This window comes from Streptomyces sp. NPDC002566, from assembly GCF_042889585.1.
Lineage (GTDB): Bacteria > Actinomycetota > Actinomycetes > Streptomycetales > Streptomycetaceae > Streptomyces.
In genome coordinates, this window is the sequence record NZ_JBIARD010000008.1 from 142,899 (window position 1) to 165,119 (window position 22,221).

Annotated in this window: 20 protein-coding genes and 2 tRNA genes; 15 read left to right on the plus strand and 7 right to left on the minus strand. The window is 73.7% G+C overall.

The genetic code is table 11. The annotated features are described in order from the left end of the window. Positions 1-76: 76 nt before the first annotated feature. A complete protein-coding gene (locus tag ACFYXA_RS29530; protein ID WP_352249680.1) occupies positions 77-1,546 on the plus strand; it encodes a tetratricopeptide repeat protein in 1,470 nt (489 codons plus the stop codon). 93 nt (positions 1,547-1,639) lie between these two features. On the opposite strand, the gene ACFYXA_RS29535 is transcribed toward ACFYXA_RS29530, so the two are convergent. Beyond that, a complete protein-coding gene (locus ACFYXA_RS29535; RefSeq protein ID WP_352249678.1) occupies positions 1,640-2,233 on the minus strand; it encodes a histidine phosphatase family protein in 594 nt (197 codons plus the stop codon). Positions 2,234-2,445: 212 nt separating this feature from the next. Between ACFYXA_RS29535 and ACFYXA_RS29540 the strand changes: the two genes are divergently transcribed. The 7 genes from ACFYXA_RS29540 to ACFYXA_RS29570 all read left to right on the plus strand — a co-directional run bounded on the left by ACFYXA_RS29540 (position 2,446) and on the right by ACFYXA_RS29570 (position 8,809). Beyond that, positions 2,446-3,402 (plus strand): phosphatase PAP2 family protein, encoded by a 957-nt coding sequence (locus tag ACFYXA_RS29540; RefSeq protein ID WP_352249676.1) that lies wholly within the window; start codon positions 2,446-2,448, stop codon positions 3,400-3,402. Beyond that, positions 3,353-4,474, plus strand: coding sequence for a hypothetical protein (locus ACFYXA_RS29545; RefSeq protein ID WP_352249674.1), 1,122 nt, complete (start codon positions 3,353-3,355; stop codon positions 4,472-4,474). Before ACFYXA_RS29540 ends, ACFYXA_RS29545 begins: the two co-directional genes overlap by 50 nt. Next, a complete protein-coding gene (locus ACFYXA_RS29550) occupies positions 4,465-6,078 on the plus strand; it encodes a hypothetical protein (RefSeq protein ID WP_352249672.1) in 1,614 nt (537 codons plus the stop codon). The genes ACFYXA_RS29545 and ACFYXA_RS29550 overlap by 10 nt, the downstream gene beginning before the upstream one ends. After that, positions 6,075-7,415, plus strand: coding sequence for an AAA domain-containing protein (locus tag ACFYXA_RS29555; RefSeq protein WP_389038564.1), 1,341 nt, complete (start codon positions 6,075-6,077; stop codon positions 7,413-7,415). The genes ACFYXA_RS29550 and ACFYXA_RS29555 overlap by 4 nt, the downstream gene beginning before the upstream one ends. A 178-nt stretch (positions 7,416-7,593) precedes the next feature. Then, complete coding sequence (locus ACFYXA_RS29560) at positions 7,594-7,962, plus strand: hypothetical protein (protein WP_352249668.1); 369 nt, start codon at positions 7,594-7,596, stop codon at positions 7,960-7,962. 153 nt (positions 7,963-8,115) lie between these two features. Next, entirely contained in the window at positions 8,116-8,745 is a 630-nt protein-coding gene (locus tag ACFYXA_RS29565; RefSeq protein WP_352249666.1) for a bifunctional DNA primase/polymerase, read from the plus strand. Further along, positions 8,736-8,809: transfer RNA gene (locus tag ACFYXA_RS29570), tRNA-Lys, on the plus strand. Before ACFYXA_RS29565 ends, ACFYXA_RS29570 begins: the two co-directional genes overlap by 10 nt. Positions 8,810-8,897: 88 nt before the next feature. Here ACFYXA_RS29570 and ACFYXA_RS29575 read toward each other — a convergent pair. Beyond that, on the minus strand, positions 8,898-10,196 hold the full coding sequence (locus ACFYXA_RS29575) for a M6 family metalloprotease domain-containing protein (protein ID WP_352249664.1): 1,299 nt from the start codon (positions 10,194-10,196) through the stop codon (positions 8,898-8,900). A 284-nt stretch (positions 10,197-10,480) separates the two neighbouring features. On the opposite strand from ACFYXA_RS29575, the gene ACFYXA_RS29580 reads away from it, so the two are divergent. After that, a complete protein-coding gene (locus tag ACFYXA_RS29580; protein WP_389038571.1) occupies positions 10,481-12,349 on the plus strand; it encodes a putative bifunctional diguanylate cyclase/phosphodiesterase in 1,869 nt (622 codons plus the stop codon). On the opposite strand, the gene ACFYXA_RS29585 is transcribed toward ACFYXA_RS29580, so the two are convergent. Then, on the minus strand, positions 12,328-13,494 hold the full coding sequence (locus ACFYXA_RS29585) for an LLM class flavin-dependent oxidoreductase (protein WP_389038574.1): 1,167 nt from the start codon (positions 13,492-13,494) through the stop codon (positions 12,328-12,330). The two genes, ACFYXA_RS29580 and ACFYXA_RS29585, sit on opposite strands and share 22 nt — an antisense overlap. Positions 13,495-13,591: 97 nt before the next feature. Beyond that, positions 13,592-14,323: a decarboxylase gene (locus ACFYXA_RS29590; protein ID WP_389038577.1), complete on the minus strand. Its 732-nt coding sequence runs from the start codon at positions 14,321-14,323 to the stop codon at positions 13,592-13,594. 331 nt (positions 14,324-14,654) lie between these two features. Here ACFYXA_RS29590 and ehuB point away from each other — a divergent pair, with 331 nt between their 5' ends. The 6 genes from ehuB (at position 14,655) to ACFYXA_RS29620 (ending at position 18,725) form a co-directional block, all read left to right on the plus strand. Continuing rightward, on the plus strand, positions 14,655-15,572 hold the full coding sequence (ehuB, locus tag ACFYXA_RS29595; protein WP_352249658.1) for an ectoine/hydroxyectoine ABC transporter substrate-binding protein EhuB: 918 nt from the start codon (positions 14,655-14,657) through the stop codon (positions 15,570-15,572). Beyond that, positions 15,569-16,213, plus strand: coding sequence for an ectoine/hydroxyectoine ABC transporter permease subunit EhuC (ehuC, locus tag ACFYXA_RS29600; protein WP_352249656.1), 645 nt, complete (start codon positions 15,569-15,571; stop codon positions 16,211-16,213). Before ehuB ends, ehuC begins: the two co-directional genes overlap by 4 nt. Continuing rightward, the gene (ehuD, locus tag ACFYXA_RS29605) at positions 16,210-16,860 is read left to right on the plus strand and encodes an ectoine/hydroxyectoine ABC transporter permease subunit EhuD (protein ID WP_130436608.1); all 651 of its coding nucleotides are present in this window, start codon (positions 16,210-16,212) and stop codon (positions 16,858-16,860) included. Before ehuC ends, ehuD begins: the two co-directional genes overlap by 4 nt. Then, positions 16,850-17,632, plus strand: a complete 783-nt coding sequence (ehuA, locus tag ACFYXA_RS29610) for an ectoine/hydroxyectoine ABC transporter ATP-binding protein EhuA (protein ID WP_389038585.1) — start codon at positions 16,850-16,852, stop codon at positions 17,630-17,632. The genes ehuD and ehuA overlap by 11 nt, the downstream gene beginning before the upstream one ends. Before the next feature lie 133 nt (positions 17,633-17,765). Then, positions 17,766-18,524, plus strand: a complete 759-nt coding sequence (locus ACFYXA_RS29615) for an IclR family transcriptional regulator (protein WP_389038590.1) — start codon at positions 17,766-17,768, stop codon at positions 18,522-18,524. 127 nt (positions 18,525-18,651) lie between these two features. Continuing rightward, positions 18,652-18,725: transfer RNA gene (locus ACFYXA_RS29620), tRNA-Lys, on the plus strand. Here ACFYXA_RS29620 and ACFYXA_RS29625 read toward each other — a convergent pair. The 3 genes from ACFYXA_RS29625 to ACFYXA_RS29635 all read right to left on the minus strand — a co-directional run bounded on the left by ACFYXA_RS29625 (position 18,691) and on the right by ACFYXA_RS29635 (position 22,128). Further along, positions 18,691-20,358 (minus strand): AMP-binding protein, encoded by a 1,668-nt coding sequence (locus ACFYXA_RS29625; RefSeq protein WP_389038594.1) that lies wholly within the window; start codon positions 20,356-20,358, stop codon positions 18,691-18,693. The genes ACFYXA_RS29620 and ACFYXA_RS29625 overlap by 35 nt on opposite strands. Positions 20,359-20,413: 55 nt before the next feature. Beyond that, positions 20,414-20,875 carry a DUF3592 domain-containing protein gene (locus tag ACFYXA_RS29630; protein WP_389038597.1) on the minus strand — a complete coding sequence of 154 codons (462 nt, stop codon included), beginning with the start codon at positions 20,873-20,875 and terminating at the stop codon, positions 20,414-20,416. Between the two features lie 104 nt (positions 20,876-20,979). Then, positions 20,980-22,128, minus strand: coding sequence for an SPFH domain-containing protein (locus ACFYXA_RS29635; RefSeq protein ID WP_389038601.1), 1,149 nt, complete (start codon positions 22,126-22,128; stop codon positions 20,980-20,982). Between the last annotated feature and the right edge of the window lie 93 nt (positions 22,129-22,221).

Consider the following 22,221-nt stretch of genomic DNA (forward strand, 5'->3'; position numbering starts at 1 on the left):
GGTGATCACCTCGGACGATCGATCGGCTCGCCCCGCGCCCGGCATGGTTGGACGGTTCGCACGAGAGGACCCGGCCATGGCGTCGTCGACGGTGCCCCCACCACGGCCCGACCGGCCCCAACGACCCAACCTCGCCTTCCGGCGACTGCGCGGACAGCGCTCGCCGGCCGAGTTCGCCGCGCTGGTCCGGCGGGCCGCGCGCGAGATCGGCGAGCGGGTCAGTTGCGACGCGCGCTACATCGGCCGGGTCGAGGCGGGGGAGATCCGCTGTCCCAACTACGCCTACGAGCGGGTGTTCCTGCACATGTTCCCCGGCCGCACACTCACCGACCTGGGGTTCGCACCCCGTTCGTCCGTACGCGGGCGGGGGGCGCGCATGGAGGAGGAAGCGCCTCTTGCGTACCCCGGCCGCCCGACGCGTTCCCCCGCGGGCGCGCCGGGCGCCGGTGAGACGCGCCGGACGTACGAGCCGTATGACACGCAGGACCCGTACGACACGCACCACGACCACGAGGAGAGCGACGTGCTGCGTCGCGCATTCATGACCGGCGGAGGCGCCACGGTGGCCGCCGCCTCGCTGGGCCCGCTCGGGTTCGCCCTGGAGGCGCCCGCCCCGGAGCGTCCCGTCCGCCGCGCCTCGAGCAGCCATGCCGGCGCCCTCGAAGAAGCGGTCCGCAGGATCCGGCTGCTGGACGACCGGCACGGCGCGGACGGCCTTTACCGGCGCGCCGCGACACCGCTGCGTGCCGCCTACGCGCTGCTGGACGCCGGGGCGACCCGGCAGGCCACCGTCGACCGGCTCCACTCGGGCGCCGGCGAACTCGCCATCTCCGTCGGCTGGCTGGCGCACGACTCCGGCCGCTTCGACGACGCCCGGTCCCACTACGCCGAGGCTCTCGCCACCGCCCGGATGACCGGCGACCACGCGCTGGAGGCGCACGCCTTCTGCAACACCGCGTTCCTCGCGCGCGACGCGGGCCGCCCGCGTGAGGCGGTGCGGGCCGCCCAGGCCGCGCAGCGCGTCGCCCGCCCGCTCGGCTCACCCCGGCTGATGTCCCTGCTCGCGCTGCGCGAGGCGGGCGGCTGGGCGGGGCTCGCCGACCGCACCGGCTGCGAGCAGGCCCTCGCCCGCGCCCAGGCCCTCTACGCGCGGGGCGACACGGACGCCGACCCCGAGTGGATGTCGTTCTACGGCGAGGCCGAGCTGGAGGGACTCGAGGCGCAGTGCTGGTCGACGCTGGGCGACTGGCCGCGCGCCGCACGCCACGCGCGCCGGGCGGCGGACCTCCAGGACCCGCACTTCACCCGGAACATCGCCCTGTACACGGCCGAGCTGGCGGACGACCTCGCACGAGGGGGCCGGCCCGACGAGGCCGCGGCGGCGGGCCTGCGGGTCCTTAACCTGCTGAGCCAGGTGCAGTCCTCACGCATCCAGACCATGCTCGCCGGCACAGCCAGGGTGCTCCTCCCCCACCGCCGTGCCTCGGGGGTGTCGGACTTCCTGGAGAAGCACGCGTCGACACCGCGCGGAGTGACGCCGGTGTGAGGCGGGCGTGACGCGACCCCGGCACCCACCGGGCACGGGGCGCCTGGTCTTCAAGCCAGGCGCCCGGGGCGAGCTCCCTGCGCCGACTCCCCTTTACGCCAAGTGCCCCACGTCGTTCCAGCTCTCGATCGCCGGCTCCCCGTAAGCCCATCCCAGCACCGACAGCGACGTCGGGTTCAGCCGTATCCGTCCGGCGAAGGACAACGGCAGTCCCAGCCACCGCGCCCCGATCGACCGCAGTATGTGCCCGTGCGCGAACACCAGCACATCCCGCTCGGCCGAGCGCGCCCACGCCACGACCTCGTCCGCCCGCGCCGTGACCTCGGCGAGGGACTCCCCCTCCGGCACCCCGTCCCGCCAGATGAGCCAGCCCGGCCGCAGCGCCTGGATGTCGTCGGGGGCCAGCCCCTCGTACGCCCCGTAGTCCCACTCCATCAGCGTGTCCCACCGCGCGGCCCGCTCGCCGAAGCCCGCGATCTCGCACGTCTCCCGCGCGCGTGCCAGCGGGCTGGTGCGGACCTCGACGTCGGGCAGCCCGTCGAACGGCGCCCGCCGCAGCCGCTCGCCCAGCAGCTTCGCGCCCCGGCGGCCCTCCTCCAGCAGGGGCACGTCGGTCCTGCCGGTGTGCTTGCCGGACAGCGACCACTCGGTCTGTCCGTGCCGGGCCAGCAGGATGCGCGGTGCCATGGGGGACCTTTCCGGGAGAACCCTGGGAAATCCAGGGGACGATTCGGCGGCGAAGTCCCTCCATCATCGCTCACCCTGGGTGTGGGCAACCCGACGGGCGGCCCCGGCGTCTATGAGGGCCGGGGACGTCCTTGCAGGGGGCGCGAGCACACGCCGTACAGTGGCACCTCCGTGCCACCGGCGCGGCAGCGACGAGAAGGGGGAGGCATCGGATGCCGCAGACCGAGACACCGGACACCGGGGCTATCCCGCGGACCCGGCTGCGCTGGTGGACCGAGCTGCCGCTGATCCTGCTGGTCTACGCCTGCTACACGGCGGGCCGTCTGCTCGCGCGCGGGGACGTCTCCACGGCCGTCGACCACGGCCTGGCCATCCTGCGCGTGGAGAAGTTCCTCCGCCTCAACGCCGAGCACCCGCTCAACCGCCTCTTCACGGACCAGGCGTGGATCGGCATACCCGCCGACTTCTGGTACGCGTCGCTGCACTACGTGGTGACGCCGGCGATCCTCGTCTGGCTGTTCCGCTCGCGCGCCCTGCACTACCGCGCAGCCCGCACCTGGCTGATGGCGTCGACCCTCATAGGCCTGATCGGCTTCACGCTGCTGCCCACCTGCCCGCCGCGTCTGCTCTCGGCGGAGCACGGCTTCGTCGACACGATGGCGCAGTACAGCTCGTGGGGCTGGTGGGGCGGCGCGGCGAGCGCCCCGCGCGGCATGGGCGGCATGACCAACCAGTACGCGGCCATGCCGAGCCTGCACGTCGGCTGGGCGCTGTGGTGCGGGGTGATGCTGTGGCGGCACGGCCGCACCCGGCTGGCGAAGACGGCGGCCGTCGTCTACCCGCTGGTGACCACGATCGTGGTGATGGGCACCGCGAACCACTACTTCCTCGACGCGGTCGCGGGCGCGGCCGTGATGGGGGTCGGTCTGCTGGTTGCGCCGCTGGTGCTGCGCCGCGCCGAGCGGGTCCGCCAGTGGCGCGCGACGCGCGCCGAGCTCGCCCCGGCGGCGGCCTCTGTCGCCACCCCCGCCCCGATTGTCAGTGGCGGATGCCAGACTTCCACGGGTGAGCGAATTCCACGGCAGCGCGAGTCACGGTCCGGGAGCGGAGCCGAACCAGGTGCCTCCCCCTCGGACGCGGGGGACGGCGCTGCGGCGGCGGCTCGCTGAGCTGCGCGGCCCCGACGTACCGGCCAAGGCGCTCGACGCCCGTGCTCTCGCGGCGCTCGCCGCGAACCCGGGATGCAGCCGGCGCGCCATCCTCGACGGCGCCGGGGTGAACAAGACGGCGCTGGCGAGCGCGCTGGGCTCGCCGTCGGCCTTCGGCCAGTCGCAGTTCGCCCTCACGCGCGGCAACGCCTTCGAGGCGAAGGTGAAGGCGGACGGCGGCACGGAGCTGCTGCGCCTGGTGCACGAGAGGCTGGACCCGCACGCCGAGCCCCCCGCCGGGGCGAGCGTGCCCGATCTGACGGCGGTCGGCCCCGAGGGCCGCACCGCGCGGACGGCGCTGGCCCTGCGGGAGGCCACCGCCGCGGCCGGGACGTGGACGCTCCTGGACCATCCGATGCTCGCGCTCGACGTCGCCGGCTCCCCCGCGTTCCTGGAGCCGGACGCCGTCGTCGTGCACCCCGACGGCAGCTGGACCGTCGTGGAGATCAAGTCGTTCCCGATGCTGGACGGTTCGGCGGACCCGGCGAAGGTCGGCGCGGCGGCCCGGCAGGCCGCGGTGTACGTGCTGGCGCTGGAGCGGGTCGCCGCCCGGCTCGACCCCGCGCCGCCCGTGCGCCACCGGGTGCTCCTGGTGTGCCCGAAGGACTTCTCCAACCTGCCCACCGCCTCCGCCGTGGACGTCCGCAAGCAGCGCGCGGTCACGCACCGCCAGCTGGCCCGGCTCACCCGCATCGAGGACATCGCCGACGCGCTCCCGGAGGGCACCTGCTTCTCCCCGGAGCTGCCCGCCGACCAACTCCTGGCCGCCGTCGAGTCGGTCCCGGCGACGTACGCGCCCGAGTGCCTGTCCGCGTGCGAGCTGGCGTTCCACTGCCGCGGCCGCTCCCGCGAGGCCGGCGCGGTGACGACTCTGGGCCGGCCGGTCCGCGCCGAACTGGGCGCGCTGACCACCGTCGAGGACGTGCTGGCGGCCGCGCGCGGGGAGGCCGGCGATCCCGACGACCCGGCGGTCGCGGCCCTGCGGCGGGCGGCGCGGCTGCGCGGCGAGGCGCTGGAGGCGATGTGTCGCTGATCACGACCCTCGCCCGGCTCGAGGCCGTCGCCACCGGTCGGGCCCAGCCCGCCGCGACCGTCCGCCACCGGCATCTGTCCGCGCGGCCGCTGGTGTTCGTGCCGCTGACCACCGCCGGCGAGGCCGGCGCCCCGCTGGGCGCGCTCGTCGGCACCGACCGGGACGCGCCCCGTCTGCTGGTCGTGCCCCAGCCGCGCGACCGCGACCAGAGGTTCGCCTTCCTCGCCGAACTCGCCGACGTCGTCCTGCCGTACGTCGACTCCTACGCGGACGTCGTGGAGGCGGCCGAGCGCACCGAGACCGACCCGGAGAGCGGCAAGCGGGTCAAGGTCGAGGTCGACCTGTGCGCCGACGCGCCCCAGCTGATCGTGCCGAGCCGCGCCGGCGTCGAGTTCGTGCGGCTCCTGGGCCGTTCCATGCGGTTCCGCCGTACGGCGGAACAGGACCCGGAGACGCCGTATCCCGCGCCCCCGCGCGTGCCGCTGCTCGGCCGGTGGCTGACGCACTACGCGGAGCGGGCCCGGGTGCCCGGCTCCTCGCTGCTGCTGGCCGCGACCGAGGTCCTCGGCCGGCACTGGGCCACGGGGCAGTCCAGCCTGGAGGACCAGCACCTCGGGGCGCTCCTCGCCTGGATCGACCCGCCCGGGGACGCCACGGGCGCCGAGGCCGCGCTGCGCGCCGAGCTCGCGCGTGACGCGCACGGCCAGCTGCTGTGCCCGCCGGCCGGTCCTGCGACCGACCCGGCGTTCGACAACAAGCTGCTCGCCCCGGCCGTCGAGCGCTACGACCGGGCGCGTCTCGCCCTGGCCGCCGCCGAGGACGGCGTGGAGGCCGACGAGCGGCTGGGCGCGCTGTCCGCCGCCGAGCGGGAGATCCGCGACCTGGTGGCGAGCCGGACGCGGCCCACCTGGGACGCGGTGTGGCGCGGCCTGGACCTGCTGCGGACGCTGCCCGCGGGGGCGCACGTCGAGGAGCGGTGGACGCGCGACCGCTGGTCGTTCACCGGCCACCGCGACCGGGTCGTGGCCGGCGAGCCCCCGCAGCCCCGCCGCGACGACGCCGTCACCGCGGCCGCCAAGCTCGCCACCCGCGAGCGTGAGCAGGCCCGCCTGGAGGCGCAGGAGGCGCTCGACGACCCGCTGGTGATGGCGGGACGGCGGCTGGCCGGGGAGGCGTTCGCGGGCGAGGTCGTCGACGTCGTCATGGCGTACAGCGAGAGCAAGCGGCCGAGCCCCCGCCCGCTGGTCACGGTCCGCACGGACGACCGGCCGCATCTGGCCGAGCGGGCGAAGGTGTACCGCTCCCTGGGCGGCAAGCCGCAGACCGCGGAGTTCGCGGGCCGGGAGGAAGGGGACGACGGGGCGCGGGACGGCGGGGAGCTGCTCGTGCTGCGGATCGTCGACAAGATGGGCCGCGGCAGGGAACCCGAGCCGGGGTCGGTGCCGGAGAAGGGCGACCGGGTCTGCTTCACGCTCTTCGAGCACGAGCAGCGCGGCGGTGCGAAGCTGCCCGACCCGGAGGAGACGCCGTGGACGCACGGCGGGCCGCCGGGTGAACAGGCCCCCGAAGCACCCGACTCCGTCACCCGGGAGGACCTCCTGTGACGACCGACACCGCCCTCGACCCCGGTACGGCCGCCGCGCGCGCCACCGGCGCGATCCTCCGCGACACCCTGCACGGCACCGCGCGCGGCGTCGTCGTGGACTCCCCGCCCGGCGCGGGCAAGTCCACCCTCGTCGTCCGCGCGGCGCTCGAACTCGCCGACGCGGGACGCCCGTTGATGGTGGTGGCGCAGACCAACGCGCAGGTCGACGACCTGGTGCTGAGGCTCGCCGCGAAGAACCCCGAGCTGCCGGTGGGCCGGCTGCACAGCAGCGACGCCGACGCCTACGACAAGGCGCTGGACGCCCTGCCGAACGTGCGGACGTCGGCGAAGGCGGGCGAGCTCTCCGGTCTGCCCGTGGTGCTGTCCACGGCGGCGAAGTGGGCGCATGTGAAGGTCGACGAGCCGTGGCCGCACGCCATCGTGGACGAGGCCTACCAGATGCGTTCGGACGGGCTGCTGGCCGTGGCCGGGCTGTTCGAGCGGGCGCTGTTCGTGGGCGACCCGGGGCAGCTGGACCCGTTCGCGATCGTCGGCGCCGAGCAGTGGGCGGGCCTGTCCTACGACCCGTCGGCGTCGGCGGTGTCGACGCTGCTGGCGCACAACCCGGAGCTGCCGCAGCACCGGCTGCCGGTGTCCTGGCGGCTCCCGGCGTCGGCGGCGCCCCTGGTCTCCGACGCCTTCTACCCGTACACGCCGTTCCGCAGCGGCACCGGCCACGGCGACCGGCGGCTGTCCTTCGCCGTGCCGTCGGACGGCTCCGGCCCGGACCGGGTGATCGACGAGGCGGCGCAGTCCGGCTGGGGGCTGCTGGAGCTGCCCGCGCGGCGCACGCCCCGCACCGACCCGGAGGCGGTGCGGGCGGTGGCCGCGGTCGTGCGCCGCCTGCTGGACCGGGGCGGCGCGGCGACGTCCGAGAGCTCGGACGCGCCCGCCCCGCTGACCGCCGACCGGATCGCCGTCGGCACCGCCCACCGCGACCAGGCGGCCGCGATCCGCGCGGCGCTCGCCGAGCTGGGCGCCGCGGGCGTCACCGTCGACACGGCGAACCGGCTCCAGGGCCGGGAGTACGACGTCACGGTGATCCTGCACCCGCTCTCCGGCCGCCCCGACGCCACCGCCTTCCACCTGGAGACGGGCCGCCTCTGCGTTCTGGCCTCCCGCCACCGCCACGCGTGCGTGGTGGTCTGCCGCGAGGGCGTGAGCGACCTCCTGGACGACTACCCGTCGACGGAACCGGTCCAACTGGGCACGCTGGTCCGCTTCCCGGACGGCTGGGAGGCGAACCACGCCGTGCTCTCCCACCTCGCCGAACACCGCGTGCGATGGCGCCCCTGACCGGTGCCCGATCGGGTGGCTTTCGGCGTCGTCACGGGACCTCGGGGTGGGTAGGGAACAACGCGGGGAGCGGGGGCCTTGAAGGGTCGGGGCTCAGGCCCCCTTGTGTGAGCGGGGGACAATGGAAGGTGGTCCGCTCACCAGTGGTGCCATCCCGACCGTAGGAGGAGGACCAGACATGGCGGAGCCCACGCCGCGCCGGAACGAACCGCGGCTACGCCCCGCGCCCCTGCTCTTCGAGCCCGCGGAGGCCGCAGGCGATCCCGAGCACTTCTTCGACCTGGAGTCGATCGACGACCCGGGCGCGCTGCTCACCCGTGCGACGGAGCTGACGGTGGCGTTCCAGGCGGCGGCCGACCGGGCGCTGGAGTTCCAGGCGATGGCCGCGGCGCAGCTCGCCGATCCGCGCCGGTTCGACCGGATCACCCCGGCGGACATCGCCGCGCGGGCGGAGTGGACCGAGGACTACGCGAAGAAGATGGTCGAGTTCGGCCGGGACCTGCTGCGGGGGGACGTGGAGGGCCGGGGGCACGTCGATCCCGTCTGACACCGCCGGCGACACCGCGCCGCACACCACGAGTGAAGGCATGGCATATGCCAGGCGGGCAACTCGCGGGCAAGATACCGTCTCCCGCCCGCTCCCGTCCCGGATTCCCGCAACTCTGGGCGATCATAGCCTCACCCCCGGTAGACATCAGGCATGAGCAGCGCTTGGGACGCCTCCTCCCCCGCCCCCCTCACCGGTCACACCGGTCAGTCGGGCGTCGCCGCCGTCACGGCGGACGGCGCCGCCTGGCTGGCCTCCGCCGGCGCCTACCCGCGCAGCACGCTCGCCCTGTGGGAGGAGCGGCCGCACGCCCCGGTCGTCCTGCCCTGCGGCCCCGTCTTCGACGTGGTGAGCGCGCCCGTGATGTTCGGCCGGCTGATGCTGGACCGGCTGTGGGGCGAGGGGCCGGGCTCCGGGCCGGTGGCCGCGTTCCGCGGGCGGACGCTGCTGTTCGCCGCGCCGGGCACGGCCCAGCGGCTGCCGTCGCTGCTGGAGTGGGAGGAGTGGAGCGCCGACGGCCGCCCGGACGGCCGTACGGGCACGGTCCCGCCGCTCCTGTGCCACGGCAACGGGGACGCGGTCACCGTGCCGGCGCCGCTCGCCTCCCCGGGGGACACCTCCACCCGCTGGGTGGTCGCCCCGGACACCCGTCATCCGTGGCTTCCGGGCCCCGAGATCCTGCTCTGGGCGGCCGTGCGGGCGGCCCGGTCAGCTGTGCGGATATCGATTTCTCACCCCGCCGACCAGGATGCTAAGGTCTACGACGTCAGCAGGCGCCGCTAGCTCAGTTGGTTAGAGCAGCTGACTCTTAATCAGCGGGTCCGGGGTTCGAGTCCCTGGCGGCGCACGACAATCGACGGCGGGGCCGGTTCACACAGTGACCGGCCCCGCCGTCGTCATGCGTGCCCCGTCGAGCCGTCCCGCAGGCGCACGCCTCATACCCGTCGCCCCGTGGTGATGTCCACCGTCCACGCCCCCGCCAGGGTCCGCCCCCGCACCTGGACCCGCACGTCCTCCCCCGGCACGGTGAAGGTCTCGCCCAGCGAGACCGGGGCGTCGGCGAGGGGCGGGTAGACGGAGTTCTCCCAGCAGGCCTCGGTGCCGGGGTGGGCGTCGACCACCTCGACCGGGCCGCGCCCGGACTCCTCGCCGCTGTGGACACGGTAGACGAGGACGCCCGCACGGCAGGCCGAGCGGTCGTTGCCGACGGGACCGCGCGCCTCGAAGGCGAGCACGCTGTCGGCGCCGGTGCGCACGACGGCGAGTTTCACGCCACCGCCCAGCCCGAACGCCGTCGACCCCGTCGGCAGCGTCATCGGCGTGCCCGGCCCGGCGCCGAGCGGCTCCAGCGTCAGCCGGGCCCGCTCCCCGCCTCGTACGCACACCACCTGCCGCGGGTCGAGCCAGCCAAGCTTCCACTTGTGCCAGGCGAACAGGTCCGGGGCCAGTCCGAACTGGCTGCCCATCAGGTCCCAGTCACCCACATGGGTGTCCCAGTCGCCCTTGCCGTCGGTGGGCCGGCGGTAGAGGTCGGGCAGGTCGAAGACATGGCCGGTCTCATGGGCGAGGACCAGCCGGTCCGGCGGATGCCGCTCGAACACGGTGACGATCCGGCGCAGGTCGGCCCCGTCGGCCCGCAGCGGGGTGCGCAGGTTGACGACCTTGGTGGCGTCCGAGTCGACCCCGGGCGCGTCCGGGTCTGCGACGAAGTAGACGACGTCGTAGCGGGAGAAGTCGACCTGGGCGTCGGAGGCGGCGAGCGCGTCGCGCAGATAGGCGGACCGGTCCTTCGCGGCCCAGTCGCGCCGTATGGCGTACGCGGTGGACGGCTTCGGCATCCGGACCCAGCGCCGGAGCGAATGCGGGCGCAGACTGAACCTGCCGTAGGACGCCCGGCGGAAGTAGTCGCTGGTGGCCGGGAAATGGTCGGCGGCCAGCTCGGCCGGGGAGTTCACCGGCTTGAAGTCCGGGAACGACAGGAAGACCATCACGGCGTCCAGCCCGCGGGCCGGCCGCGGATAGGAGGCGTTCCAGGTGTCCAGGCCCTCCGAGTGGTGGGCGGCGGTGCGCTTGAGAGCGCAGGGCGCCGCCGCGTACGGCATGCTCGGGCGGGCGCTGACGATGCAGCACGAGGCGAACGCCGTGAGGGTGGTGAACAGGGCCGCGGTGCTGCGCAGTCGGGGACGCGAGAGCGTACGCGGCACGGAGACCTCCGGGAACGGTTCACGGGACACCGCACCCAGCCTGTGTGGGTTTGTCGTACTACGCCCTGTTTTTCTGCCCCGGACGAGTGAGAGGGCGGAACCGGGACACCGGCGCCGACACCCCGGAACACTCACGGAACGTCACAAGCGGTCGGCGATCTACGGAACCGGGCCGGGTGCGGGCAGAAACGATCTGTCAGAAGCACCGGTTGTTCCGGGACACTGGGCAGTGGCTGCGCGCGTCCGTGGGCAGCCTCTATGATCGGCACACTTTCCTGCGCGGACAGAGATCGAGTGCACTGCGGGAGCGAGCGGTGAGCGGAACGTCCGAAGGGCCGACGCCCGCGGCAGACCTCGACCGGTCCGCCGCCACAGAGAGTGAGACCCCTGCATCTCCAGGTGGCGAGCCCCTGGACGGAGCCGGCGGTGGCCCGCCCGCGGTCCGTCGCGTCCGCTCCGCCTACCGCTCCGTCTTCGCGGCGGCGCCCCTCGCCATGGCCGTCGTCGACCGCGCGGGCCTGATCACCGACGCCAACGAGGCGTTCACCCTGCTGCTCGGCGGCGGGAGCGAACCCCTGGCCGGGCGGCCGGCCGCCGATCTGCTGGAGCTGGCCGCCGACGGCAGCACCCGGCACGCCTACCGCGAGGTGCTGTGCGGCCGCCGGGCCGAACTGCGCTGCACCCGCCGGCTGAAGCAGCCGGACGGCCGAACGCTGTGGACGCAGATCACCCTCACGCCCCTCGACGAGGACGGCGACGGCCTCCTGCTCTCCGTCACCGACATCAGCGCCCACCACGACCTCCAGGCCCGGCTGCGCCACCTCCAGATGCACGACCCGGTCACCCGGCTGCCCAACCGCACGCTGTTCTTCGAGCGGGTCACGGCCGCGCTGGAGGCGGAGGTCCACAACGAGCGGGGCACCGGCCGGATCGGGCTGTGCTACCTGGACATCGACGGGTTCAAGGCAGTCAACGACACCCTCGGCCACCGGGTCGGCGACCGGCTCCTGGCCGCCGTCGCCGAGCGGCTCACCGCCTGCGCCGAGGAGGCGGGGCGCACCCGGCCGAGCGTGCCGCTGGTGGCCCGGCTCGGCGGGGACGAGTTCGCGCTGCTCGTGGCGGACTCCACCGGCACCGAGCAGGTCGCCGACCTCGCCGAGTCGGCGCTCAAGGCGCTCCAGGCGCCGTTCGACCTGTCCGGGCAGCGGCTGAACGTGTCCGCGTCGATCGGGGTCGTCGAACGGCACGCGGCCGGCACCACCGCCACCGGGCTGATGCAGGCCGCCGACACCACGCTGTACTGGGCGAAGGTCGACGGCAAGGATCGCTGGACGCTGTTCGACCCCGAGCGCAACGCCCATCTGATGACCCGCCAGGCGCTGGCCTCCACGCTGCGGCCCGCCATCGAACGCGGTGAGTTCCGGCTGGAGTACCAGCCGCTGGTGGGCATGGCGGACGGACGGCTGCGCGGGGTGGAGGCGCTGGTGCGCTGGGACCATCCGCGGTTCGGCCCGCTGCCGCCGAATCGGTTCGTCGCGCTGGCCGAGGAGGACGGCTCGATCGTGCCGCTCGGCCGCTGGGTGCTGGACACCGCCTGCCGGCAGGCCCGCCGCTGGCAGACGGACCACCCCGACGAGCCGCCGCTCTTCGTCAGCGTCAACGTGGCGGTCCGTCAGGTGTGGGACTCCGACCTGGTCGCGGACGTGGCGCGGATCCTCGCCGAGACCGGGCTCTCCCCGCGGCTGCTCCAGCTGGAGCTGACCGAGTCGGCGGTGATGGGCTCGGCGGGGCAGCCGTTGCAGACCCTCCAGGCGCTCAGCGACATGGGTGTGAACATCGCCATCGACGACTTCGGCACCGGCTACTCCAACCTGGCCTATCTGAGCCGGCTGCCGGTGTCGGTGCTGAAGCTGGACGGCTCGTTCGTGCGCGGCTTCCAGCACGAGGGGCCGGACGCCCCGCCGAACCCGGCCGACGAGGTCGTCGTCGAGGCGATGATCGCCCTCGCCCACCGGCTCGGGCTGACCGTCACCGCCGAGTGCGTGGAGACCTCAGCGCAGGCCACCCGGCTGCGCAGCATCGGCTGCGACACCGGGCAGGGCTGGCTGTACTCCCGCCCGGTGACGCCGGACCGCATCTCGGAGCTGCTGGAGAGCACCTCCTACGCGGTCGGCAACCCGTAGGCGTCGGCGACGAGTTCGTAGGATCGCAGCCGCAGGTCGCCGCGGTGGGCGTGGCTGGTGAGCATCAACTCGTCGGCGCCGGTGCGCTTGTGCAGGCCGTCGAGACCGGAGCGGACCTCCTCGGCGGTGCCGTGGACGATGTTCGCCGTCCAGGAGTCGACGAACTCCCGCTCCAGCGGGCTGTATTCGTACGCCTCGGCCTCCTCCGGGGAGGGGAACAGGCCGGGGCGGCCGCTGCGCAGCCGGACCATGTTCAGGCCGGTGGCCCGCACCTGGCGGCGGGCCTCGCGCTCGTCGTCGGCGGCGAGCACGGAGACCCCGATGACGGCGTACGGCGCGTCGAGGACCGCCGACGGCCGGAAGGACTCCCGGTACAGGTCGAGCGCCGGAACGGTGTTCTGCGCCGAGAAGTGGTGGGCGAAGGCGAAGGGCAGGCCCAGCAGTCCGGCCAGGCGGGCGCTGAACCCGGAGGAGCCCAGCAGCCAGATCGGCGGGCGGTGGCGGGACTGCACCCCGCCGGGCGAGGTCGCCTGGACCGGGCCGGGCACGGCGTGCACCCGGCGGTAGGGGTGGCCGTCGGGGAAGTCGTCGTCGAGGAAGCGGGTGAGTTCGGAGAGCTGCTCGGGGAAGTCGTCGGCGCCCTCGTGCGGCCGGTCGGTGCGGCGCAGGGCGGCCGCGGTGGCGCCGTCGGTGCCGGGGGCCCGGCCCAGGCCCAGGTCGACGCGGCCCGGGGCGAGGGCCTCCAGGGTGCCGAACTGCTCGGCGATCACCAGCGGGGCGTGGTTGGGCAGCATCACACCGCCCGAGCCGAGCCGGATGCGGTCGGTGTGGGCGGCGAGATGCGCGAGGATCACGGCGGGCGAGGAGGAGGCGACGCCCGGCATGGAGTGGTGCTCGGCCACCCAGTAGCGGTGGAAGCCGCGGGACTCGGCGAGCCGGGCGAGTTCGACGCTGGTGCGCAGCGCGTCGCCGGCGGTGCGGCCTGAGCCGACGGTGACCAGGTCCAGCACGGACAGCGGCGTGGGGGCGGCGCCGTACGCCTCCCCCCTGATCCCGTCGGCCGCCCGTCGCTCGTCCGCCGGCGTGCGCGTCCCTCCCGGGGTCCGCTCCGGCTCGGGGCCTGCCGGCGTCTCGTCTGCCGTCACGGGTTCCTCCTGAATTCGGCGTGCGCTGTCCTCGCACGGCTAACAGGAGGCTGTCCCCGCTTATTCCTCGTCCCGCGCGCCGCGAGCGTGCGCGGGCTCACACCTGCACGATCGGCTCCCGGGTGAACAGCGCGCCCAGGCCGGGCGCGTTGACGCGGCGGTCGGCCAGGCGCAGACCCTCCCAGACGGTGACCTGGTTGGCGGTGAGGACCGGTTTGCCGAGCTCCTTCTCGAGGGCGGGCAGATGGGCGGCCGTGTGCAGGGCGGTGTCGGGGAGCAGCACCGCGTCCGCGTCGGGGGTGTCGGCGGCGCGGGCCAGCGCGAGGACCTCGTCCTCGCCCCACGCGCCGACCTCGGCGGCCGTGACGCTCCCGGAGCTGTGGACCGCGCTCACCTCGATGCCGCCGGTCCGCAGGAACTCGGCGAACAGAGCGGCCACGTCCTCCGGGTAGGGAGCGCCCACCGCGACCCTGGCGGCGCCCACCTCCTTGGCCGCGTGCACGAAGGCGAAGGACGTCGAGGAGGCCGGCAGCCCCGCCGTCACGGCCAGCGAGCGCACCTGCTCCGGCGCGCCCTCCCAGCCGTGCACGAAGCCGCCGCTGGTGCACGCCCACACGACGGCCTCCGCGCCGGACAGCCGCAGCTGCTCGACGCCCTTCGCCAGCCGCTCCGGCGTGCCGATCTGCCGCAGCACTTCGAGGCGGTGGGCGTCCTCGCCGACGTCCGTGTGGACCAGGTCCACCCGGATGTCACTGCCCAGGAGCTGCTCGATGCGGGCGTAGTCGTCCTCGGCGAAGTGGCCCGGGTAGAGGAGTCCGAGTGCGGTCATGACCAGCCTTCCTGCGGTTCTTCCGGCCGTACGGGGGGCCGCTGCCGCGCCCCCTCGTCCGGCGGGGCCGCATCGGGCCCCCTGGCCCGGGTACCCAATCGTCGCCGCGCCGCCCACATCGGGGCCGCCTCGGTCGGTATCGCCGGGGTCGGCAGCCGGGACCGCGGACGCTCACCGGACGCAGCCCCGCCGGATTCGCGAACTCGTCGGGGAAACAGCCCGATTCGCGTGTGCCGGGCCGGACATCGGTGAACGTATTCACCGAACAGCGCGGGCACATAACGCGAATCCGGTCCGCATAAGTCGTGTCGTCCCGGGTAGCCGCGCCGCCATGGCTCCACCGAACAGGTATGTCAGACAAAGCCCACGGTCGTCGACGGGCACAAGCCGACGGTCGCTGCTCGCGGGGGTGGCGGCGCTCGGCGCGCTGGGTGCCGCGGGCTGCTCACGCGTGGCCAAGGCCTCCACCGAACCCGGCGGTGACCTGCTGGAACGGCTGCGCGCCCAGGGGGTCGTACGGCTCGGGATCGCCGGTGAGATCCCCTTCGGGTACATCGACAAGGACGGCCGGCTGACCGGCGAGGCGCCGGAGTTGGCCCGGGTGATATTCAAGCGGCTCGGCATCGACGAGGTGCAGCCCGTGCCCACCGAGTTCGGTTCCCTCATTCCGGGGCTGAATTCCCAGCAGTTCGATGTCGTGGCCGCCGGTATGTACGTCACCCCGGAACGCTGCGGGCAGGTGATATTCGCCGACCCCGACTACCAGATGCTCGATTCCTTCATCGTGCGGAAGGGAAATCCCAAGAATCTTCACAGTTACCGGGATGTCGTGGAGAAGAAGGCGAAGTTCGCCACGGGTACCGGTTACGCGGAGATCCAGTACGCCGTCGAGGCGGGGTACAAGGAGAGCGACATCCTGATCGTGCCGGACCAGGTGGCCGGTCTGAACGCCGTCGAGGCGGGCCGTGTCGACGTGTTCGCGGGGACGGCGGTGACCACCCGTGAGGTGGTGAAGAAGTCCGCGAAGGCGGAGGCGACCAAGCCTTTCAAGCCGATCGTGGGCGGCAAACCGCACGTGGACGGCGGCGCGTTCGCGTTCCGGCAGACCGAGACGAAGCTGCGGGACGCCTTCAACGTCGAGCTGCGCAAGCTGAAGAAGAGCGGCGAGCTGCTGCGCATCCTGAAGCCCTTCGGGTTCACCGAGGCGGAGATGACCGACCTCACGGCCAAGGAGCTCTGCCGAGGATGACTTCCGGACTCTGGGACCTCGTCCTGCGCGGGATCTGGACGACCGTCCAACTCCTCTTCTTCAGCGCCCTGCTGGCGGCGGCCGTGTCGTTCACCGTCGGGATCGCGCGCAACCACCGGCGGTGGATCGTCCGCTTCCTCGCGGGCTTCTACACCGAGGTGTTCCGCGGCACGTCGGCACTCGTCATGATCTTCTGGGTGTTCTTCGTGCTGCCGCCCGCCTTCGGCTGGCAGCTGGTGCCGATGTGGGCGGGCACGCTCGCGCTCGGCCTGACCTACGGCGCGTACGGCTCGGAGATCGTCCGCGGCGCGCTCGGCGCCGTCAACCCCGCCCAGGCGGAGGGCGGCATCGCGCTCGGCTTCACGCCCGGGCAGCGCATGCGCAAGATCCTGCTGCCGCAGGCGGTGCCGGAGATGATCCCGCCCTTCTCCAACCTGCTGATCGAGCTGCTCAAGGGCACCGCCCTGGTGTCCGTCATGGGCATGGGCGACCTGGCCTTCAGCGGCAACCTGGTGCGCCTGGCGCTCCAGGAGAGCGCGGAGATCTACACGTACGTCCTGCTCCTGTACTTCGTCATCGCCTTCCTGCTGACGCGGGTGATGCGCGGTCTCGAGCACCACCTGAAGGCGGGTGTCCGATGAACTGGGACTGGAGCGCCGTCTCCGACTTCATGCCGATGTTCTGGGACGGCCTGCTCGTCACCCTCCAGGCGCTGGTCCTCGGCTCGCTGATCTCCTTCTCGCTGGGCCTGGTGTGGGCGCTGCTGATGCGGACGCCGACGCGATGGGTGCAGTGGCCGGTGGGGGTGGTCACGGAGTTCGTCCGCGACACTCCGCTGCTGGTGCAGCTGTTCTTCCTCTTCTACGTGCTGCCCGAGTGGGGCGTGACCCTGTCCGCGCTGGCCACCGGGGTCCTCGCGATCGGCCTGCACTACTCGACGTACACGATGCAGGTCTACCGGGCCGGCATCGACGCGGTTCCCGTCGGCCAGTGGGAGGCGGCGACGGCGCTGAACCTGCCGAGGACGAGGACCTGGCGCGCGGTGATCCTGCCGCAGGCGGTCCGCCGGGTGGTGCCGGCGCTGGGCAACTACGTCATCGCGATGCTCAAGGACACCCCGCTGCTGATGACGATCACCGTCCTGGACCTGCTGGGCCGGGCCCGGCTCTTCTCCCAGGAGCACTTCCAGTTCACCGAGCCGCTGACGGTGATCGGCGTGGCCTTCATCGTCATCTCCTATCTCGCCTCCCTCCTCCTGCGCACCCTGGAGCGACGCCTTGTCCGTTGAGACCAGCAAGACCACACCCGACACCGTGCCGCAGGGCACCGAGCTGATACGCCTGGAGCAGGTCACCAAGCGGTTCGGGGACAACACCGTCCTCGACAACCTGGACTTCTCCGTGCAGCCGGGCCAGCACGTCACGCTGATCGGCCCCTCCGGGTCCGGCAAGACGACGATCCTGCGGCTGCTGATGACCCTGACCAAGCCCGACGAGGGCACCATCACCGTCGACGGGCAGCGCCTCTTCCCCGCTCCGGAGAAGCAGGTCCGCGAGGTCCGCAAGAAGATCGGGATGGTGTTCCAGCAGTTCAACCTGTTCCCGAACATGAGCGTGCTGAGGAACCTCACGGAGGCCCCGGTGACCGTCCTCGGCCTGTCCAAGGACGAGGCGGAGGAGCGGGCGCGCGAGCTGCTGGACATGGTGGGCCTCGCCGACAAGTGCGACGCCAAGCCGTCGCGGCTGTCCGGCGGGCAGCAGCAGCGGGTGGCGATCGCGCGGGCGCTGGCCATGCGGCCGCAGATCCTGCTGCTCGACGAGGTGACCTCGGCGCTCGACCCCGAGCTGGTCGCCGGCGTCCTCGACCTGCTCCGGGACATCGCCCGCTCCACCGACATCACGATGCTCTGCGTGACCCACGAGATGAACTTCGCCCGGGACATCTCCGACCAGGTCCTGATGTTCGACTCCGGCCGGGTCATCGAGTCCGGTCCCCCGGAGAAGATCTTCAGCGCCCCGGAACAGGAGCGCACGAGGGAGTTCCTCGGCGCCGTCCTGTGACCCGCTGAGCACGCGCTGCGAGCGGGACGCCCCGGATTCTCGCCGACACCCCCTCCCCGCCGCCCCCTCGGCCGTTATCGTGGACTTGATTCGCCGTCAGGATCAGCCCGGAAAGCGACCGCAGGGGGAGACCGTGGCGCTGACGCACGAGCCGACCGCGCCGTACCACTCGGCCCAGGACGCCCTGCGCGTCCTGGAGACAGTGGCCCGGCACAGCAGCGGCGTCACCGACGCCGACCTCGCCCGCCGGACCGGCCTCGGCAGCCGCCGGCTCACCCCGCTCCTGCGGATGCTGCGCCGCGAGGGGTACGTGGAGCAGCTCGCCGAGGGCGCCTACGTCACCGGCGCCGCCCTGACCCGCCTGGGCTCCGCGCACCGGCGTGAGCAGGCGCTGCGCGACAAGCTCCAGCACGTCCTGGACGAGCTGCGCGACCGGGTCGGCGCCGCCGTCTACGTCAGCCGGTACGTCGACGGCGAGGTGACCGTCACGCAGTACGCCGACGGCCCGGCCACCCCCGCGGTCAACGAGTACGTCGACTTCCGCTCCTGCGCGCACGCCACCGCGCTCGGCAAGAGCCTGCTCGGCCAGCTCGACCACAACGGCCGGCGCGACCATCTCTCCCGGCACAAGATGGCCCGGCTTACTTCGCGCACCATCACCAGCGACAAGCTGCTGCTCTCCCGTCTGGAGTCCCAGCCGCCCACCGTCCCCGTGCTCGACCTCCAGGAGTACGCCGTGGGCACGGTCTGCGCGGCCGTGCCGATCACCGCCGGCGGCACCGCGGGCTGCCTGGCGCTGTCGCTGCCCGTGGAGCACGCCCACCGGCTGCGCCGGGCCGCGGACACGCTGAACCACGGCGCGACGCCGGTACTGCTCTCGCTGGTCCTGTGAGACCCCGGCCGGGAGCCCCTGTCGGCGGCTTCCGCCGGGAGCCCCGGCCGGTGGTCCGGAGCACCCATCCAAGCCAGGTATTATTTTCTTCGTCGCCGGCCGCGGGAACGCGGTGGGCGGGAGTCATGCGCCGCTAGCTCAGTTGGTTAGAGCAGCTGACTCTTAATCAGCGGGTCCGGGGTTCGAGTCCCTGGCGGCGCACCGATGAAGGGCCCCTCGTGCAAACGAGGGGCCCTTCGGCGTCCTCCGGGGTGAGTCTGCGGTAGGTCCCCTCGCCGGGCGGCCGCCACCACACCGGGTCCGCGCACCGCAGGCCCTCACGCCTGAGCCGCGCCCGCTGGATCTTGTCGGTGGCCGTGACCGGCATCTTCTCCACCACCCGCACGAACCGGGGCGCCATCTTCGTCCCCAGGTCGGGCTGGTCCCGCAGGAACGCGGCGAACGACTCCGGTTCGAACTCCCCGGCGAGCGTCGCCATCACCTGGTCCCCGGTCACCGGGTCCGGCACCGCGTAGACGGCGACCGCGAGCGCCCCCTCGTAGCGCGCGAGGATGTTCTCGATCATCGCCGCGGCCAGGTTCTCGCCGTCGACGCGCAGCCTGTCGTCGGTGCGACCCGCGAAGTAGAGGTAGCCGTCCGCGTCGCGGCAGAAGAGGTCGCCGGTCCAGTACGCGCCGTCCGCGCCCCTGCGCCGTTCGGCCTCCGCGCCGGGGTTGCGCCAGTAGCCCTCGAAGGGGTTCGGCCCCCGGTTCACCAGCTCACCGATCGCCTCCTCCCCGTTGAGCAGCCGCCCGGCGGCGTCGAACCGGGCCGGCGGACACTCTGCGCGCGTGTGCGGATCGAGGACGACGAGGCCGGGCCCCGCCCTCCCGACCGCGCCCGCCGGCGTCCCCGGCGACCACTGCACGGCCGCGCCGCCCTCCGAGGAGCCGTACCCCTCGACCAGCCGCACCCCGAACCGCCGCTCGAACGCCGCCGCGTCCACCGCCCCCGCCTCGGTGCCGAAGCCGAGCCGCAGCCGGTGGTCCCGGTCGTGCGGGCCCGGCTCGGTGGCCAGCACGTACTGGATCGCCCGGCCCACATAGGTGAAGTACGTCGCCCGGTGACGCCGTACGTCCGCCAGGAACTCCGACGCCGAGAACCGCCGCCGCAGCGCCACGCCCGCCCCGGCCGCCAGCGCGGGCGCCCAGTCCGCGATCACGGCGTTGCCGTGGAACATCGGCATGCACACGTAGTGGACGTCGTCCGGCGTCACCGCGAACCGCGCCGCGAGGGAACGGCCCGCGGCGGCCAGCCGGCCCTGGCTGCAGAGCGCGGCCTTGGGCGCGCCGGTCGAACCGGAGGTGAAGCACAGGAGCAGCCGGTCGGCGAGGGCGGCCCGGGAGGGGTCCGGGCGGGCGCCGGCGCAAGGGGCGAGCAGTTCCCCGTACTCCGGCGTGCCGGTGATCAACAGGCGGACCCCGGGCAGGTCCAGCCCCCGCAGGAGGGGGAGCCGGGCCTGCTCGGTGATCAGCAGCCGGCACTCGGTGTGCAGGATGTCCCGGGCGAGCTCCGGGCCGCGCCGGGTGGAGTTGATCCCGGCGACGGCCGCCCCGGCGAGGGCCGCGGCCGCCAACCAGAGCGGGAACTCGGGGGTGTTGTCGAGCAGCACCCCGATGTGCGGTGGCACGCCGGGCGGCAACAGCTCGTCCAGCAGCGCCGCCCGCGCGGCGGCCCCGGCCGCGAACTCGTGGTGGGTGAGGACGCCGTCCTCCCACCACAGCCCCGGCCGGTGGTCACCCCACCGGGCGGCGACGAGTTCGGCGACGGTCCCGGCGCTCCCCATGGACTCCATGGAGGCGCAAGATAACTGACGCTCCGTCAAATGTGGAGAGAGGCCGGCGCCTTCGTCAGGGCAGCAGGTCGCCGCCGACGGAGAACATCGTGTGCGCGACTGCCATGAAGCCCACGCAGAAGGCGATGAACACGGCGCAGAAGGCCGTCATGCAACCGGCGCCGGCCATCAGCGCGCCGCGTCGCGGGGTGAGCGCCGTCGCCCCCTCCGGCCGGTCCGGCACGTAGTACACGGTGACGACGTCGCCTTCGAGGGTGGTGCCCGGACCGCCGCCCTCGTCGAAGCGGACGCAACGGCCGTCGCGCGCGGTGAACTCGTAGACGTGGTGCAGCGTGGTGCGCACCGGGCTGTCGCCACCGCCGCTGGTGCGCGTGTAGGTCCGCAGACAGCGACCCTCCGCCGTGACACCGCTGCTCCAGGCCGCGTTCACCTGCCGGGTGCGGCGAAGGGCGCGGTGCAGGACGAAGAGCACGCCCGCGATCATGAGCGACGGCACGACGTAGAAGAAGGCTTCCATGAGTTCCCCCGGTTCCGTGCGCCGGGCGGTCGTACCGGCGTGCGGGGAACGTACCCGTACGCGGGCCCGGGGGAGCTCAAGGGAGGCTCAGGGTTCCTCCGCCGTCAGGGCGACTGCTCCCCCCGGCCCGCGCAGAACGCCACCGTCAGGTCCTTCACCAGCGCCTTGCGCTCGTAGTCGTCGAGCTCCACCAGCCCCCGCATGGTCAGCCGGGTCACCGTGTCCTCCACCGAGTCGACGACCGAGGTCAGCACGGTCGCCCGGTGCTGGGCGTCGAGCGCGGCGATCCGGCGGCGGTTCATCGCGGCGGCGACCTCCGGGGCGTACTCCACCCTGACCGGCTGCACCGAGAACACCTCCAGGCCGATCGCGCCCGCGTCCCGCGCCACCCGCCGGGTCAGCGCCTCCCCGGCCGCCTCCACCGACCCCCGCCCCGAACCCGGCGTCTCCACCGGGATCCGGGCGATCGCCGCCTCCACGCACTCGCGCAGATACGTCTCGTGGTCCTCCACGCCCAGCGTCGCCCGCGCGGTGTCCCGCACCCGCCACACCACGAGCGCCACCACCCGCAACGCCACCCCGTTGCCGTCCGCGGCCGGCATCGGCTCGCTGCGCCAGTGCCGCAGCCGCACGTCGACCCGGCGGCGCAGCAGCAGCGGGTTCACCCACAGCAGCCCGGTCCGCCGGACCGTCCCCCGGTAGCGGCCGAACAGCGCCAACGTCCAGGCCCGCCCGGTCCGCCCGCGGGCCAGCCCGCCGAACCCGAAGAGGCCGAGGGCGCCCGCCCCCGCGTACGCCGCCCACTGCGCGGGGCCCAGTCCGGCCCCCGCGTACCCGGGCAGCCGCAGCGCCTCCACCACCACCGGCGGCAGGACCCCCGCCCACCACGAGGCGGCCACACAGCCGACCGCGCCGCAGGCGCCGGCGGCCACGCCCGCCGCCCCGGGCAGCACCCGGGCGGGCCGCTCGACGAGGTCGGGGTCGACCTCCGCGAGGGGCCGCTCCCGCGCCGGCAGCGGCCTGCGGAACCTCGGCTGCTCCCCCGTCCCCCGCAGCCGCGGCTGTTCGCCGGTGCCGGCCCGGCTGCCGACGACGGCGGGCCCGAGGGGCACCGGCCGCGGCTCGGGCTCGTCGCGGAACAGCAGGTGGACGGGGATCTCGGTGGTCGCCTCGTTGTGGATCAGCCGGACGGGCCGGGGGGTGGGCCCCTCGGGCTCGGGCGTCTGGGGAGTGGTCGTGTCGGTCGTGCTCATGCGTGCCTCCAGCCTCCGCGCCAGATACGTCATGACAGTGAAGGGATGCCTGTGGGCTCCGCCTGTGAGCCCGCGTCGGGCCCCGCCGGCGGG